The 16,368-nt window shown below is 31.1% G+C and carries 13 protein-coding genes and 1 pseudogene; 7 read left to right on the forward strand and 7 right to left on the reverse strand.

The features are described from left to right. Together RT99_RS02525 and RT99_RS02530 are read right to left on the reverse strand one after the other, a co-directional pair. Positions 1 to 485: pseudogene (locus RT99_RS02525) on the reverse strand (SGNH/GDSL hydrolase family protein); the annotation flags it as partial. Between the two features lie 250 nt (positions 486 to 735). Then, on the reverse strand, positions 736 to 2,307 hold the full coding sequence (locus tag RT99_RS02530) for a murein L,D-transpeptidase (protein WP_042563169.1): 1,572 nt from the start codon (positions 2,305 to 2,307) through the stop codon (positions 736 to 738). A gap of 342 nt (positions 2,308 to 2,649) precedes the next feature. On the opposite strand from RT99_RS02530, the gene RT99_RS02535 reads away from it, so the two are divergent. The 3 genes from RT99_RS02535 (at position 2,650) to RT99_RS02545 (ending at position 9,127) form a co-directional block, all read left to right on the forward strand. Continuing rightward, positions 2,650 to 6,090 carry a methylmalonyl-CoA mutase family protein gene (locus RT99_RS02535; protein WP_042563170.1) on the forward strand — a complete coding sequence of 1,147 codons (3,441 nt, stop codon included), beginning with the start codon at positions 2,650 to 2,652 and terminating at the stop codon, positions 6,088 to 6,090. A 146-nt stretch (positions 6,091 to 6,236) separates the two neighbouring features. Continuing rightward, positions 6,237 to 8,228, forward strand: a complete 1,992-nt coding sequence (locus tag RT99_RS02540) for an AAA family ATPase (protein WP_042563171.1) — start codon at positions 6,237 to 6,239, stop codon at positions 8,226 to 8,228. Beyond that, positions 8,225 to 9,127 carry a hypothetical protein gene (locus RT99_RS02545; protein ID WP_131494891.1) on the forward strand — a complete coding sequence of 301 codons (903 nt, stop codon included), beginning with the start codon at positions 8,225 to 8,227 and terminating at the stop codon, positions 9,125 to 9,127. Before RT99_RS02540 ends, RT99_RS02545 begins: the two co-directional genes overlap by 4 nt. 193 nt (positions 9,128 to 9,320) lie before the next feature. On the opposite strand, the gene RT99_RS02550 is transcribed toward RT99_RS02545, so the two are convergent. Then, positions 9,321 to 9,644 (reverse strand): hypothetical protein, encoded by a 324-nt coding sequence (locus RT99_RS02550; RefSeq protein ID WP_042563173.1) that lies wholly within the window; start codon positions 9,642 to 9,644, stop codon positions 9,321 to 9,323. Positions 9,645 to 9,852: 208 nt separating this feature from the next. Here RT99_RS02550 and RT99_RS02555 point away from each other — a divergent pair, with 208 nt between their 5' ends. Next, entirely contained in the window at positions 9,853 to 10,260 is a 408-nt protein-coding gene (locus RT99_RS02555) for a helix-turn-helix domain-containing protein (protein ID WP_042563174.1), read from the forward strand. 77 nt (positions 10,261 to 10,337) lie between these two features. Here the strand turns inward: RT99_RS02555 and RT99_RS02560 are convergent, their stop codons facing one another. The 4 genes from RT99_RS02560 to RT99_RS02575 form a co-directional block, all read right to left on the reverse strand. Continuing rightward, entirely contained in the window at positions 10,338 to 10,730 is a 393-nt protein-coding gene (locus RT99_RS02560) for a hypothetical protein (RefSeq protein WP_042563175.1), read from the reverse strand. A 360-nt stretch (positions 10,731 to 11,090) separates the two neighbouring features. Continuing rightward, positions 11,091 to 11,495, reverse strand: a complete 405-nt coding sequence (locus RT99_RS02565; RefSeq protein ID WP_042563176.1) for a T9SS type A sorting domain-containing protein — start codon at positions 11,493 to 11,495, stop codon at positions 11,091 to 11,093. Between the two features lie 443 nt (positions 11,496 to 11,938). Then, the gene (locus RT99_RS02570) at positions 11,939 to 12,334 is read right to left on the reverse strand and encodes a T9SS type A sorting domain-containing protein (RefSeq protein ID WP_042563177.1); all 396 of its coding nucleotides are present in this window, start codon (positions 12,332 to 12,334) and stop codon (positions 11,939 to 11,941) included. A 456-nt stretch (positions 12,335 to 12,790) separates the two neighbouring features. Beyond that, complete coding sequence (locus RT99_RS02575; protein ID WP_042563178.1) at positions 12,791 to 13,189, reverse strand: T9SS type A sorting domain-containing protein; 399 nt, start codon at positions 13,187 to 13,189, stop codon at positions 12,791 to 12,793. A 451-nt stretch (positions 13,190 to 13,640) separates the two neighbouring features. Between RT99_RS02575 and RT99_RS02580 the strand changes: the two genes are divergently transcribed. From RT99_RS02580 to RT99_RS02590, 3 genes are all read left to right on the forward strand, one after another. After that, positions 13,641 to 14,513, forward strand: coding sequence for an AraC family transcriptional regulator (locus RT99_RS02580; protein WP_042563179.1), 873 nt, complete (start codon positions 13,641 to 13,643; stop codon positions 14,511 to 14,513). 370 nt (positions 14,514 to 14,883) lie between these two features. After that, positions 14,884 to 15,753 (forward strand): alpha/beta hydrolase family protein, encoded by an 870-nt coding sequence (locus RT99_RS02585; protein ID WP_042563180.1) that lies wholly within the window; start codon positions 14,884 to 14,886, stop codon positions 15,751 to 15,753. An 89-nt stretch (positions 15,754 to 15,842) separates the two neighbouring features. Then, positions 15,843 to 16,364, forward strand: coding sequence for a hypothetical protein (locus tag RT99_RS02590; protein WP_052483516.1), 522 nt, complete (start codon positions 15,843 to 15,845; stop codon positions 16,362 to 16,364). The last annotated feature ends 4 nt before the right edge of the window (positions 16,365 to 16,368 follow it).

Here is a 16,368-nt window from a genome sequence, read left to right on the forward strand (position 1 = left end):
TAAGAGACAGGTGGAATTCCCTGATAAATATACACGGCGACATCTGGACTGTTTTTATGTATTTTTTCGACAATCATTTTTACATTCGCCTTATAATTTTCTATATCAGATAAGGCTATGTCAGTTGCCTCCTGAACAACTACATAATCGTAGTAATTGCCATCTTTATCTTTATTAGAAAATTTTTGATTAGCTTCTGTTTTGTTTGTAGTATAAACTTTTTGTAATGAAACGCCAACTGTAATTAATTGGTCAACATTCATTCGTTGATTATTGGCTCTGCAAAATTCTTCAAACATTATTGGAGCGCTTACAAAATATTCTGTTTGGCTGTTTCCTATAAACAATATACGTTGAGGCGCTTTTGTTTCTGGGGGTTTAGGATGTGGAATGTTTTTTTCAGATGTTGTTTTAGGTGAAGTATATTTATTGCAGGAAATAAAAAAAACAGCTGCAATGCTGAAAATTAATATGTGTTTTTTCATTTTTAAACCAATTAAAAGTACTTTCAAATATTTTGTAGAAAATACGTGCAAAGGTCTTTTTTATGGGTAGGATCAATTAGCTATAAAAGTTTTAAAGTTTGTGTTTTAAGACAATCTTTTATTCGATAAATAATTAAAAATAAAAACAACAAAAATAGCTTCTTGTTACCCTTCCAAAAAATCAATTTCTAAAAGGTGTAACAAAAAGCTATCTTTAGTTAAAACTTAAGTCTGTGCTGACTAATAAATATTATTTAATGCCAACGGCTTCTTCAGTATGCAAAATTTTGTCCAATTCATTATCTCTTTCATAAACATCCTGATAGAAACCAACTTCACCATTTTCATTTACCAATGAAGTAAAATAACTAATATAGATTGGCACTTTTTTAGATAATTTAAAACTGTTTTCTTTTTGGCCATCCATGGCTTTATCAATTTTAGCGGGAGTCCATTCCGGGTAATCGGCAAGCATTGCAACCGCTAATTCTTTTGCTTTTTGTACATTTATACAACCATGGCTGAAAGTTCTTTTTTCAAAATCAAATAAAGTTTTAGATGGTGTATCGTGCATATAGATATCATCAGGGTTTGGAAACATGAATTTTACCAATCCTAAAGAGTTGTCCGGACCTGGTTTTTGTCTTACCTGACCATTTACTATTTCCATATTTTTTTCAGCCAGATAATTTTTATCTTCAGCCATTTTACTTTTTAATTCATTGTTTACAATACTTTGCGGAATCGTCCAATATGGGCTAAAAACAATTCTGTCAATTTCACCATTAAAAATGGTTGTTTTAGTTAATGGCGCACCAACAAATACATTCGAGGTCAATTGTATCTTTCCATTTTTAACATAAATTAATTCGTACGAAGGAATATTTACTAAAACATACTCATCGCTGCTGGCAATTTGAGCCGAAATAGCGCGACATCTTTCCATGTTAAGTTTTAGCGTTTCCATTTTATCAGAAAGCGGCACATTCATTTCTTTAATATGTTCTTCTGCTAAAATATAGTTGGGTTTAAATCCGTTACGAACTTTATATTTCATTACGGCATCCATCAGTTCACGATCGTAAATATTACTTTTAGAATCATTTTTTAAATCTCCTAATAAATACAAACGAGTTCTCACTTGTGCTATAGTGCTGGAAACAGCATCGGGACGCAAATCTTTATAAGGCACTTCTTCCGGAACAATAGGTTTCCATTTATTTGATCGGTCTAATTTTTTATATTTTTTAAGAACATCTTGTAATTTGTAATATTGATCATACTCTACCTTAACATTTTCTGTTGTTGAAGCAGTTGCCTGTTCGATAGTGCTATAGTTAAGGAAATCTTTTAGCGTATCATTATAGGATATTTTTTTCTTAGAATCTGAATTATTTTTTTGAGTATAAATAACATATAAAGAACTCAAGAGCATATCAGCATCTATTTTGGATAGTTTTGTTTCAGATGAAGAAAAAAGCTCGTCAATTTCTTTTTGATAAGGGATATTCAAATCATTTGTTTTTTTAGCTTTTTCGTATAATACAGAACCAAATTCATTGATCTCATCTTCATCAAACCAAATGGTTCCCAAGGCTCTTTTTTTGTATAATGACATGATATCAGATTTATACTTTTTTAAATCCGAATATTTTTTAAAGAATTCTTTTGAAAGCTTCTCCAGATTATCAGTATCTGAATTGTAAACAGCTGCAATATTTGAAGCTTTTTTGGAAGAATGAATGTCATTTTCTGCAGTGTTAAAAGAAGATACTAAAAAACTTGCAGCTATAATTAGTGATAATGGATATAATGTTTTCATTGTGTTTAAAATTTTTACGTTAATTACTTGACGATAAAAGTTTTGGGTAAAAATTTGGGGATTTTTTTACATTGCTAAATTACTTCAGTGTGCTGGAAAACAGTTTGTTATATTAAATTTAAATCTTTCAAGATTGCCATGTTATTAACATTTTTATAAGACTTATATAAGATAAATACGATAGATATGAAAATTGTTACCCTTTGTGTGTGAAATGTTAAGTGTGAAATATGAAATGAAAGAAAATGAAGAGTGGATTTTTTTATTAACATAAAGCTTCAGGTATAAACAAATATTAAAATATTTTGTAAATTGCTCCCTTAAAATTATCATATTCATAAAATGGACCAACAAATACCATATATTCCTAAAAATAAAGTAAGAATTGTTACTGCTGCATCTCTTTTTGACGGACATGATGCTGCGATTAATATCATGCGACGCATTATTCAGTCCACCGGAGTCGAAGTTATTCACCTGGGACATGACAGAAGTGTTGAAGAAGTGGTGAATACCGCCATTCAGGAAGATGCAAATGCAATTGCTATGACATCTTACCAAGGCGGGCACAATGAATACTTTAAATATATGTATGACTTGCTTCATGAAAAAGGAGCGGGGCATATCAAGATTTTTGGCGGCGGAGGAGGAGTAATACTGCCAAGCGAAATTTCAGAATTACATGAATATGGAATTACCAGAATTTATTCTCCGGATGATGGCCGTTCTTTAGGTTTACAGGGAATGATCAATGACTTGGTTGAACGTTCTGATTTTCCGATAGGAGATAAACTAAACGGAGAAATTGATCATATCGAGAATAAAACACCAACGGCCATTGCAAGATTAATTTCGGCAGCAGAGAATTTCCCGGAAATTGCAAAACCTGTTTTTGATCAAATTCACGAAAATAATGCCGATTCTAAAATTCCTGTTTTGGGAATTACCGGAACGGGTGGAGCCGGAAAATCATCTTTGGTTGATGAATTGGTTCGTCGTTTTTTAATTGATTTTCCTGAAAAAACAATCGGATTGGTTTCTGTCGATCCTTCTAAAAGAAAAACTGGAGGAGCGCTTTTAGGAGACAGAATCCGTATGAATGCCATAAATAACCCTCGCGTTTATATGCGTTCGCTGGCAACACGTCAGTCGAATTTGGCTTTGTCTAAATATGTAGCTGAAGCAATTCAGGTTTTAAAAGCAGCAAAATACGATTTGATTATTCTGGAAACTTCAGGAATCGGGCAATCCGATACCGAAATTATGGATCATTCTGATGTGTCTTTATATGTAATGACGCCGGAATTTGGAGCCGCAACACAATTAGAAAAAATCGACATGCTTGATTTTGCTGATTTAGTGGCTTTGAATAAATTCGATAAAAGAGGTGCACTTGATGCGATTCGTGACGTTAAGAAACAATATCAGCGCAATCATAATTTATGGGATAAAAATCCAGACGAAATGCCGGTTTTTGGAACGATCGCTTCGCAGTTTAACGATCCTGGAATGAATACGCTTTACAAGGCGATTATGGATAAAATTGTCGAAAAAACAGATTCAAATCTAGTTTCGACTTTTGAAATCACGCGAGAAATGAGCGAGAAAATCTTTGTGATTCCGCCACACAGAACGCGTTATTTATCTGAAATTGCAGAAAATAACAGAAGTTATGATGAAAGTGCGCTTTCGCAGCAAAAAGTAGCGCAGAAATTATATGGAATCTTTAAAACGATAGAATCTGTTTCAGGAAAAATTCCACAAATTACAAAAGCTGGGATTGACGATTCAACAGTTTTGCCAACCGCAACCGAAGCACATGATGAAAATCGAATCTTTCTTAATCTTTTACTAAATCAGTTCGATAAAGTGAAAATGGATTTAGATCCGTACAATTGGGAAATTATCCTGAATTGGGACGAGAAAGTAAACAAATACAAAAATCCGGTTTACTCGTTTAAAGTTCGAGATAAAGAAATCAAAATCGCGACACATACCGAAAGTTTATCGCACCTTCAGATTCCGAAAATTGCATTGCCAAAATACGAAGCCTGGGGCGATATTTTACGTTGGAATTTACAAGAAAATGTTCCCGGAGAATTTCCGTTTGCTTCAGGATTATATCCGTTTAAACGTGAAGGCGAAGATCCGTCGAGAATGTTTGCGGGCGAGGGCGGACCGGAAAGAACCAACAAACGTTTTCATTATGTGAGCGCAGGATTGCCGGCAAAACGACTTTCGACCGCTTTTGACAGCGTAACTTTATACGGAAACGATCCGGATATTCGTCCTGATATTTACGGAAAAATTGGAAATGCCGGAGTTTCGATTTGTTGTCTGGATGATGCTAAAAAACTGTATTCAGGTTTTGATTTGGTTCATGCGTTAACCTCTGTAAGTATGACCATAAACGGGCCAGCGCCAATGTTGTTGGGCTTTTTTATGAACGCGGCAATCGATCAGCAATGTGAGTATTATATTAAGGAGAATGATTTAGAAAAAGAAGTTGAGGCGAAAATCAACAAAATATATAAAGAAAGCGGATTAGAGCGCCCTAAATATCAAGGTGATTTACCGGAAGGAAACAACGGTTTAGGATTAATGCTTTTGGGCGTTACCGGAGATCAGGTTTTGCCTTTGGAAGTTTATAATGAAATAAAAGCCAGAACATTATCACAAGTTCGTGGAACCGTCCAGGCTGATATTTTAAAAGAAGATCAGGCACAAAATACTTGTATTTTCTCAACTGAATTTGCGTTGCGATTAATGGGCGACGTTCAGGAATATTTTATCACCAAAAACGTTCGTAACTTTTATTCCGTTTCAATTTCAGGATATCATATTGCCGAGGCAGGAGCGAACCCAATTACGCAATTGGCTTTCACGCTTTCGAATGGTTTCACTTACGTGGAATATTACTTAAGCCGCGGAATGAGCATCAACGATTTTGGACCAAATTTATCATTCTTTTTCTCAAACGGAGTTGATCCTGAATATTCAGTTATTGGTCGTGTGGCACGTAAAATTTGGGCAAAAGCCATGAAAAACAAATACGGAGCCAACGAAAGAGCGCAAATGCTTAAATATCATATTCAGACTTCCGGGCGTTCGTTACACGCGCAGGAAATTGATTTTAATGATATTAGAACGACTTTGCAGGCTTTGTATGCAATTTACGACAACTGTAATTCATTGCACACCAATGCGTATGATGAAGCCATTACAACGCCAACGGAAGAATCGGTACGTAGAGCAATGGCGATTCAGTTAATTATTAATAAGGAATTAGGTTTGGCGAAAAACGAAAACCCAATTCAGGGATCGTTTATCATCGAAGAATTGACTGATTTAGTAGAAGCAGCCGTTTTACAGGAATTCGACCGAATCACAGAACGTGGCGGAGTTTTGGGCGCAATGGAAACGATGTATCAACGTTCTAAAATTCAGGAAGAAAGTTTGTATTACGAAACCTTAAAACACAACGGTGATTTCCCAATTGTGGGAGTTAACACTTTCTTGAGTTCAAAAGGTTCTCCAACGGTAATTCCGGCAGAAGTAATTCGCGCCACCGAAGAAGAAAAACAATATCAAATTACAATGCTGGATAATTTACACCAGTTTCACGAAGCAAAAGTAAACGAGCATTTAAATAAATTACAAGAAGCCGCCATTAAAAACGAAAACTTATTCGATCATTTAATGGAAGCTACAAAGGTTTGTTCGTTAGGACAGATTACTTCGGCTTTGTTTGAAGTTGGTGGGCAGTATAGAAGGAATATGTAGAATTTTATTGTTATATAGATTTAGGAAACCTCTCAGAAATGGGAGGTTTTTTTGTTTTGTAATTTGGAAATTTTAGCACTTTACGGGATTCCTCAAAACTAAAGAATAATGTTTCTATATATTAGCTGAAATAAATTATATTAAATATGAGATTAGCTGCGATATATATTGATGCACATGAGTATTTATTTGAAAATCCTCAAGTTATAAATCTGGGAGGAGAATTTATATATTCATTTAATAAGAAAGATTCTGTTATATATATTTCTCGAAAAAAAAACGATGACTTTCTTGAGGGCTTTTTTGATAAAACCAATCTTGATTGTAAATTATTAACAGTAAACGCAATTGTAGGGCAAAATGGAACAGGAAAGTCATCTATATTAGATTCTATACGAAGTCTTTTTATCGAAAACTCTTCTGCACTTCCTATTAATAACACTTTTTTATTTTTTGAAACAGAAAATAAAGATGAAATTAAAATTGTTAGTTCCATATATGATAGAAAAGGTGCTACTGTAGTTAAATCTTCTCAGAATGATTTAATAATTCCACAAACCAGATCAAATAGTGACTATCAAACTATTTATTATTCGCCTCATTTTGATTTTAAGCATAATCCGAATTTTGATAATATAGATAATTTTGATATATCTTTTGATAAGTTTTTGGAAGAGGACTTGGAGGATCTAAGTAATAAAAAAAGCGCTCAATCTGGATGGAATTATTCTCCTAGTCAAGAGCTTCTATTTAAAAACTCAATAAGACAAATTCTATTTTTAGCTTCCGATTTAGTTAATAAAGAAAAAATTTTTCATGATCTTTTTAATTTCCCTCAGTTTGGAGATGCAAGATTAGTAATAAGAGGACATAAAGAAGAAAAAGAATGGAATACTCCATCTTCTTTTAGACCCGGTTTAGCGGTAATTAAGAAAAAGCTTAAGGAAGAATTAGGTGACTGGCATAAAGTAAGAAAGTTTAAGAGTCAGGGCAGGGTTTCAAACCAAATAGATGTAAATAAATATATTTTAAAGAGAAATATAATAGGAGATTTAATATCTGTTTTAGAACGGCAAATGGAAAAACAGAATACTTACTTGTCGCAAGGAAGATTTGAATACGAAAATTTTGAACGAGATAGCCTTCGTGAAAATGCTCATGATTCTTTTTTAATGTTTATTGATAGTTGTTATTTAAGTGAGGGGGCAAATAAAATTAAAGCATTTGATTATGAAATTATAAAACAACTAATTCATGAACTTTACTCTTCAATTGATAAAATAGAAATTGAAAGAAATGTTGAAAATGAAGGTTTAGTTGTAAACAGTGAGGATGCAATTAAAATATTACAATTACAAAGAGATTTCATTCATAGTTTATTTAACTATTATGATTTTTTTTATGAGAATAAAAAAATAAATTCACTGGAAAAAAATAATAGGATTGACGGATTTATTAATTACATGCCAACAACTAAAAGATTAAGTTCTGGAGAAAATGCTCTTTTAAATCTTTTTTCGAGATTGTACGATTTTTTAAATTCAAAATTATCTGGAGTCACTCAACAATTAAATCAAACAAAAAATTATATTCTTCTATTGGATGAGGCAGATTTAGGTTTTCATCCTGTTTGGAAAAAGAAATTTGTTAATTCAATTATAAAAACTATTCCTTATTTTTTTAATATGATTGAAAGCAAGCCAACAATTCAAATATTATTTACAACTCATGATCCTTTAACTCTATCTGATTTACCCAATAAAAATATAGTTTATTTATATAAAGATTCGGAATCAAGTGAAACTAAGATTTTGGACTATGAAGATTTGTTACGTCCTAATAAGTCTTTTGCTGCAAATATTACTGATTTGCTTGCCGATTCTTTTTACATTGAAGATGGATTGATTGGTGATTTTGCAAAGGAAAAACTTAAAGATATAATTACATGGCTAGATAATAAGGATGAAATTCAAAATGCAGAAAAATATAAAAGTATTATTAAAATTATTGATGAACCAATAGTGCAAAGGAAATTAGCTGAAATGTATGATTCTAAAATGGAAGATATTATTCAAATAAGTGTGATTGAAAAACAAATAAAGGATCTTGAAAATTTAAAAAAACGAATTCAAAAATGATTTATATAAATCCCACTAATTCGAAAATTGTCCTCGCAAGAAATTTGTATTTAGAGAAGATGTTACCTCTTATTTTTGAAAGAATTGATAAATTAACCGATCGAATTGCGATTAATTATTTTGATAGGTTAATTAATGATTATTTGGAGGATATTTTGAGTGGAACACCTGAGTTATTAGCTAAATTAAATGAAGAATTAACTCCATATGATTCAGCAGTTTTGAAAGCCATAAAATATGTTTTTAATTATGATTGGTTTACTGACAAATGTGTAAAAAGATATGATGCTTATGATTTGGCTTATGATTTGGATGTTATAACTTGTATATATTGCAATCGTTTGTATACTAATACTGTAATTACTAAAAATAAGCAAAAAATAATAAGACCTCAATTTGATCATTTTTTTGATAAAGATTCTAATCCATTATTGGCTCTGTCTTTTTTTAATTTAATTCCAAGCTGTTCAATTTGTAACTCTAATATTAAGCATGGAAAAAAATTTCAATTAAAAACACATGTACATCCTTATAGAGATTATATAATAGATGATTTCAATTTCACATATGACTATACTTCTGAAAATAAAAGTGGCTTAAGGATTTTGATAAATTCAGAAACAGGTTCTAAAATTGAAAAAACTTTTGAAGATATGTTTTTAGAAACCGTCTATAATTCTCATATTAGCGAACTAAAGGATTTACTTGAATTAAAATCTAGGTTTTCTGACAGATATCTTTCAATTTTATCATCTAATATTTTAGGACCCTCAATTCCGATTTCTCAAGAAGAGTTGTATCGATTAGCTTTTGGGGTTGAGTTAGCAAAAGAAGATTTTTATAAGCGACCTTTTAGTAAATTTAAAAATGATATTTTGAAAGAACTAAATGTAATTTAACAACCCCCAGCTCTTCAAAGTCTTCATTCATAAAATTTGATGATCGCTGTGCGAAGTCTGCCGACTTAGTACCCGCTCCAATAATCTACAAATAAAATAAAAAATAAATTTGTCACGGAATATAGCAACATGTACGAAGTCAGGAGACTTCGTACAGCAAATGCGAATACTTAATTTTAGAAGAGTTTTCCGTTCACTCAAAATCCACACCAAGCATCTCATTAATTTCAGTTATCAATTCAAATTCATCCGTAGGAAACATTTCTAAAACCATTTCTAAAATTAGCCCGACATTAATAGGTGAATATTTTGTAGTTTCTGGTTTATGTGCATCATAATCTAATGCTATAATGCATAACTTTAGAATTTCGGTAATTGTTGCTGCAAGTTCATAATAATTTAGCATGTTTATTTTAGCCGTGTAAGTTCCTTTTTTGTCAGGAGATGGCGTTAATGTATTGCAATATCGGGCAGCTAATATTTTAAGATTTTCTAGTTTTTTAATTTCATTTTCCATGGCGTGTATGTTTTTAAATTGTATCGATTAATCATTTTACAATTTTACTTTCAAAATATATTATAGAAAGAAAAATCGTACTTTTGTTTGACTCGGCGAAGAAAGCGATAGATTGTACGGTAGCAAATCATTTTTTGCTGTATTGTACGGCGCTAAATATGTTTTTTACATTTTGCCAGTTATGACACTTAATTATTATCTTTGAATTATGAGCACACTAACAAAACCAAATCATATAGGGCGAAAAATAAGCCGTATTCGTGAACTTCGAGATATGAAACAGGAAGCTTTGGCACAAGCTTTAGGAACGAACCAACAAGCAATTTCGGCTATAGAAAATAGCGAAACAATTGATGAAGAAAAATTGATTGAAGTGGCAAAAGCACTTGGTGTAACGGTGGAAGCAATTAAGAATTTTTCGGAAGAAGGAGTGATTAATTATTTCAATACTTTTAATGAAAGTCCTAATAATTATTTTGGACTTAATAATTGTACATTCAATCCATTAGATAAATTAATGGAAACGGTAGAAGAAAATAAAAACCTTTACGAACGTTTGCTTCAGGCAGAAAAAGATAAAATCGAATATTTAGAAAAATTACTAAAAGGAAAATAATATTCTTTTAACGATTATTCATTAAAATAAAAAAGCATCAGCCGCGGCTGATGCTTTACGTTTGAGGCAAACAACGATTAACGACGAAATGCAGGACTTTCGTTTACTGACTCATCTAACACAACTGTTTTTACCTTTTTTGTTGAAACTGTAATTTTGTGTTTTACTACTTTACCATTTTCGTTCAATTGTAAATAATAAGTTCCGGCTGGATAAGCCTCTAAACTTAAAGTTTTTGAAACCTCTAAATTGTCTTCATCAGAAGATGGAACTCCTGCATACAACAAAGTATTGTTTTCGTCTAAAATTGAAAAATTTGCTTTTTCAACGGTATTTAAAGTAAAGCTTACTACTTTTCCATTTCCGGTTTTTATATACAAGATATAATCACCTTTTCCGTCAATTGCATAAGTAAAGATAGTTGTTAAAAATACGGCAACAACTAGGCCCATTTTGGTAAATTTTGTCATGTTTTTTTAAATTAATTATTAATCGTGGATGTGTAAAACTAACAAATACAATTTGAATTTTATGCAAAAAAATCTATTTTTTAAAGACATAAGTTGCTGAATTAAAACTCTTTCTGTGCTTTGTTTGAACTATGTACGTATTTGTTGGGGTTCTGGATGTTTTGTCCTGAACTTTTTTTTATGCCTCTTACGAGGCCTGTATTCATTTATTAAGAATAGTTTTTCAAAAAAAAAGCGAGTTGATTTTTTCACTAACATTTAGGCATAAAAAAACAGCCCAATATCCACAATGAGCTGTTTTTTAAAACAATATCTTCAAATTAACTTCACAATTTTATACTCTATATAAGTATAACTTTTTTAGCGTGTGGCAACGCTGGTATTTTTGGCAGAAAAACCTGCTTTATAAACTGATGAAACTGCTTTTGATGATAAAACATAAGTTCCGTCATTAATTGTAATTTCATGTCTCACTTTTTTTACATTGTCTTCAATTTCTAAGAAGTAAGTTCCTTCCGGAAATTCTTCTAAACTAAAAGTTCTCAAAATTCCATCTTTACCAGAAGCAGTTTCAGAATAAATAAGAGTACCGTCTGTATCATAAATTGCTAATTTTGCTTTTTGTACTTTATTAAGGGCAAACGTAATTAGCTTTCCATTTCCTTTTAATACATGAAGATTAAAATCCTCATTTCCATCAATTGCATAAGTACTCATTCCTGTAAAAAGTACTGCACATACTAAACTTAATTTTAAATTTTTCATAACATCAGTTTTTTAGTTTATTAGCTTTAATTCTCTGATGCTAAATTACTTATGTAGTTACTTTTTTCTCACAACTCTATTGGCTAATTTCGATGCTATATTCTCATTTACGAAACCGTTATAGGTTAAAATTTGAATTATATTTATTGTTTTTGTTAATATGATTAATATTATATAACATTTTGTTTAAAATGAAGCAGGTTGTATTTTGGTTTTTTCTTACAATTTTAGAATGTCTGAAATAACCAAATTGAATACAAAATCAAAAAATTACAAAGCGTCGAATAAATAAAAAACTTTGTGCCTTCGTGTCTTCGTGGCAAAATAAAAAGCATAAAAAAACAGGTCAATAACCACAAAGACCTGTTTTAAAACAATCACGTTTTTTACTTTACTAACTATCTAACCTCATTTTTATACTGTATGTAGAGTATAAAAGTTTTTTAGCGTACTGCTACGCTAGTATTTTTATCTGATGATTTGTATACTGTAGAAATTGCTTTTGAAGATAAAGTAGTAATCGAATTGTTTACAACAATTTCGTATCTCACTTTTTTTGCATTGTCTTCAACTTCAAGGAAATAAACTCCATCAGGAAAATCCTCTAAACTAAAAGTTCTTAAGATTCCTTCTTTACCTGAAGCAGTTTCAGAATAGAACTGATTTCCGTCCTGATCATAAATTGCAAGGTTTGCTTTTTGCACCTGATTAAGACCAAACGTTATTAATTTTCCATTTTTTAACACATGAAGGTTAAAATCGGCATTTCCATCAATTGCGTAAGTACTAATTCCTGAAAGAAGCACTGCGCATACTAAACTTAATTTTAAATTTTTCATTGTATTAGTTTTTTTAAATTAATAGTTCTAATTCTATGATGTAAAATTACTTTAGTATTACAGATTTTATCACAACTCTATTTGCTGATTTCGATGCTATATTCTCATTTACGAAACCGTTATAGGTTAAAATTTAAATTATATTTATCGTTTTTGTTAATATGGTTATTATTTTTTAATGTTTTGTTTAAATCATGGGAATGTAAATTTATTGTGATTTCTTACAAAAATATATTTGAGATTTTACCGCAAAGAACGCAAAGATTTACGCATCCCGAAGCCTCGGGACGCAAAGCTTAATAATTAAACTTTGTGTCTTAGTGCCTTCGTGACAAAAAAAGTATAAAACAAAAAAAACAGCTCAATAACCACAAAGAGCTGTTTCAAAACAAAAAATTGTTTTTTACTTTACTAACTATCTAACCTCATTTTTATACTGTAAAAGTATAAACTCTTTTAGCGTACTGCTACGCTTGTATTTTTATCTGATGACTTGTAAACTGAAGAAATTGCTTTTGGAGATAAAGTAGTAACATTATCATTTACAGTAATTTCATATCTTACTTTTTTTGCATTGTCTTGAATTTCCAAGAAATAAGTTCCGTTAGGAAAATCCTGCAGACTGAAAGTTCTTAAAATTCCATCTTTACCTGAAGCATTTTCAGAATAGAATAATGTACCTTCTTTATCGTATATAGCTAAACTAGCTTTTTGAGTTTGGTTTAAACCAAATGTAATTACTTTTCCGTTTTTCAATACATGAAGGTTAAAATCTTCATTTCCATCAATTGCATAAGTACTGATTCCTGAAAAAAGTACTGCGCATACTAAACTTAATTTTATAATCTTTTTCATGATTGTCTTTCTTTTAAATTATTAGTTCATTTCTGTGATGTAAAATTACTTCAGTTATCTGTTTTTTATCACAACTCTATTTTCCAATTTATGTGCTATATTCTCATTTACGAAACCGTTATAGGTTAAAATTTGAATTATTTTAGGTGTTTTAGTTAATTCAGCTATTATTTTTCAATGTTTTTAAAAAATTAACATTTCTGCACAACATGTAAAATTCTTACAATAATAGTGTATATGTATTAAAAGATGGAATTAAATACGATATATTAAAAAAAAAGTCAATAAAAATATGGGTAGTGGAAAAAATGGCTAAAAGCTGATAATTTCAAGTTTTATAACAAAGTTGTTTTAATGCAATATTCGCAGTTACGAAACCGTTATAGGTTAAAATATGAATTATTGTAGGTGTTTTTGTTAAATTTGCTATTATTTTTTAAAGACTTTTATCATGAAGACAATCGCCCCAGCTCTAGAAGTGATATCCAACTCATACGGAAGTTCTTTTACGTATACCAAACATGCTGAAAAGACGAACGTTAAGTCTCATTTGTGGCATTATCACCCCGAAATTGAATTGGTTTATATTAATGGTGGCGCAGGAAAAAGACAAATAGGAAGCCATGTTTCTTATTATACAAATGGTAGTTTGATTCTGATAGGTTCTAATTTACCTCATTGTGGTTTTACAAACGAACAAACAGGAAATGTAAATGAAACCGTGATTCATATTAAACCTGATTTTTTGGGTAGTGGATTTTTTGCAGCACCGGAAATGAAAAAGGTTCAGAATATTTTGGCTCAGTCTAAAGGTGGAATTGCTTTTGGCGGAGAAACCAAAAAGAGAATAGGTAAAAAAATCGAGATGATGGATGATCAGCTTCCGTTTGAACGTTTGCTGACACTCCTGAGTATTTTAGATGAATTAGATTCATCAGAAGAGTACACAATATTAAATGCCGATGGTTTTGCGATCGAATTAAATACGCAGGATAGTGATCGAATTAATGTGGTTTTTAATTACGTAAAAGATCATTTTCAGGAATCTATTGCTATAGATGAAGTTTCGAGTTTGGTGAGTATGACAACGCCTTCGTTTTGCCGATATTTCAAAAAAATATCAAATAAAACATTCACAGAGTTTGTTAATGAATATCGTTTGGTTCACGCCTCAAAACTTCTGGCCGAAAAACCAATAACAATCAACGAAGTTTGCTACGAAAGTGGTTTTAATAATTTTAGCCACTTTAGTAAATCGTTTAAACAATATACCGGTAAAAGCGCTTCGCAATACCGTAACGAGCACAAGATTATAATTAAATAATTTTTTTTTGTTTGCCACGAATTTCACGAATTTTCACTAATTATCTGTAGTGAGTAATTTTAAACACAGTAGGAACATAGATTTTTTCTTTGTATAAATAAGTTAAAAAAGCGTTTCACTTTGTAATAACACACATAGCAATGTGCTTATATGCAAGTGGAACGCTTTTTTTGGTATTTTATAATTCTATCTTTCTAATGTGTTAAAAAAAGACAACAACATTAAATTCGGGAAAATTAGTGCAATTCGTGGCAACAAAAATATAGACTAAAGTTGATAGCTAAACATGTTGATAAACTGGTCGGATTTTTCATATATTTTATTCGGAAAAAGGTATATTTACAATCCCTAATCAGAAAAAAATATCAATATGAAAAACTTTAAATTCCTTGTATTTGCTATATTCCTATGCATTTCTTCTATGAGTTATGCTGCAAAAGTAGATACATTACAAATTGCCAGTACAGCAATGAGTAAAACCTATAAAGCTGCCGTTGTATTGCCAAATTCTTATAGCAAAAGTAAAACTGCTTTTCCGGTAATGTATTTATTACATGGTGCTTACGGTCATTTTAGTGATTGGTTAAAAAATACTCCAAACAAAAAATTGGTTCAAAGCTTATCAGATCAATACAACATAATTATCGTAATGCCCGAAGGAGAAACTTTTAGTTTTTACTTAGACAGTCCGGTGAATAAAGGGAGTCAGTTTGAAACTTTTATTACTCAGGAAGTGATTCAGAAAGTCGATAAAACATACAGAACAATTAATAATAGAAACGGGAGAGTTATAACCGGACTTTCTATGGGCGGGCACGGTGCGTTGTATTTATCTGCCAAACATCCTGATTTGTTTTGCGCTGCCGGAAGTATGAGTGGAGCAGTAGATATGAGTGTAATGTTAAACAGAGATTCATCTGCGCAAGTCGTGAAACTTATGCAGCCCGTTTTTGGAGACAAAAGTGATAGTTCTGAAATGTATGAGCGTTATGCCGTTATCAATATGCTCGACAAAATAAAAGCAAACAAATTACCTTTAATAATAGATTGCGGAGTAGATGATTTTTTAATAGAACCCAATAAAGAATTACATCGAAGATTGGTATATAATAAGGTAGAACATGATTACACAGAAAGACCAGGTTCTCATACTTGGGATTACTGGGAAAATTCATTGCCATATCATGTATTATTTTTTAATAAAATTCTGCTTAAGAATCAGTTGGTTGCGAAAAAATAAGGGAATTTTTAACAAAGAATGATGTAAATATTTTTTTTGGTTTGATTTTTGAAATACCTTTATGTATATAACCATAAAAAATAAAAATTATGAAAAAGATATTTATACTTTTCGCAGCTGTTGGATTAGTTGCATTTTCGAGCTGTGAAGGACCAGAAGGGCCTCCGGGAGAACCAGGAGTTAATACTGTTGCTCAAGTTATTGATGTCAATAATGTTAATTTTGCTTTAAATGGAGACGGAGAGGTGATAAATTTTGGTTTTACCCTTTATCCTGGTGATGTAGTTTTGGCTTACAGAGCGACTGGAGTATCAAATGGAAGTACTGTTTGGTCTCAAATTCCAGAATCACATTATTATGACGACGGGACTTTATTTTTTACTTATAAATTTAATTTTAGCCGAGTAGATTTCGAACTCTATCTAGAGGGATTTGAATTAAATACTGTACCAACTGATTTAAGAACTAATCAAAAGTTTCGTATTGTAATTGTTCCGGGTGAAGATCCTAGTATTAGCAACAAATCAGTTAATAAGGTAGATTACTCTGATTACAATGCTGTAATTAAAAAGTATAACATTGATGATACTAATGTTAAACAATTAAAGTAATTTT

The organism is Flavobacterium sp. MEB061, assembly GCF_000834715.1.
GTDB classification, from domain to species: domain Bacteria; phylum Bacteroidota; class Bacteroidia; order Flavobacteriales; family Flavobacteriaceae; genus Flavobacterium; species Flavobacterium pectinovorum.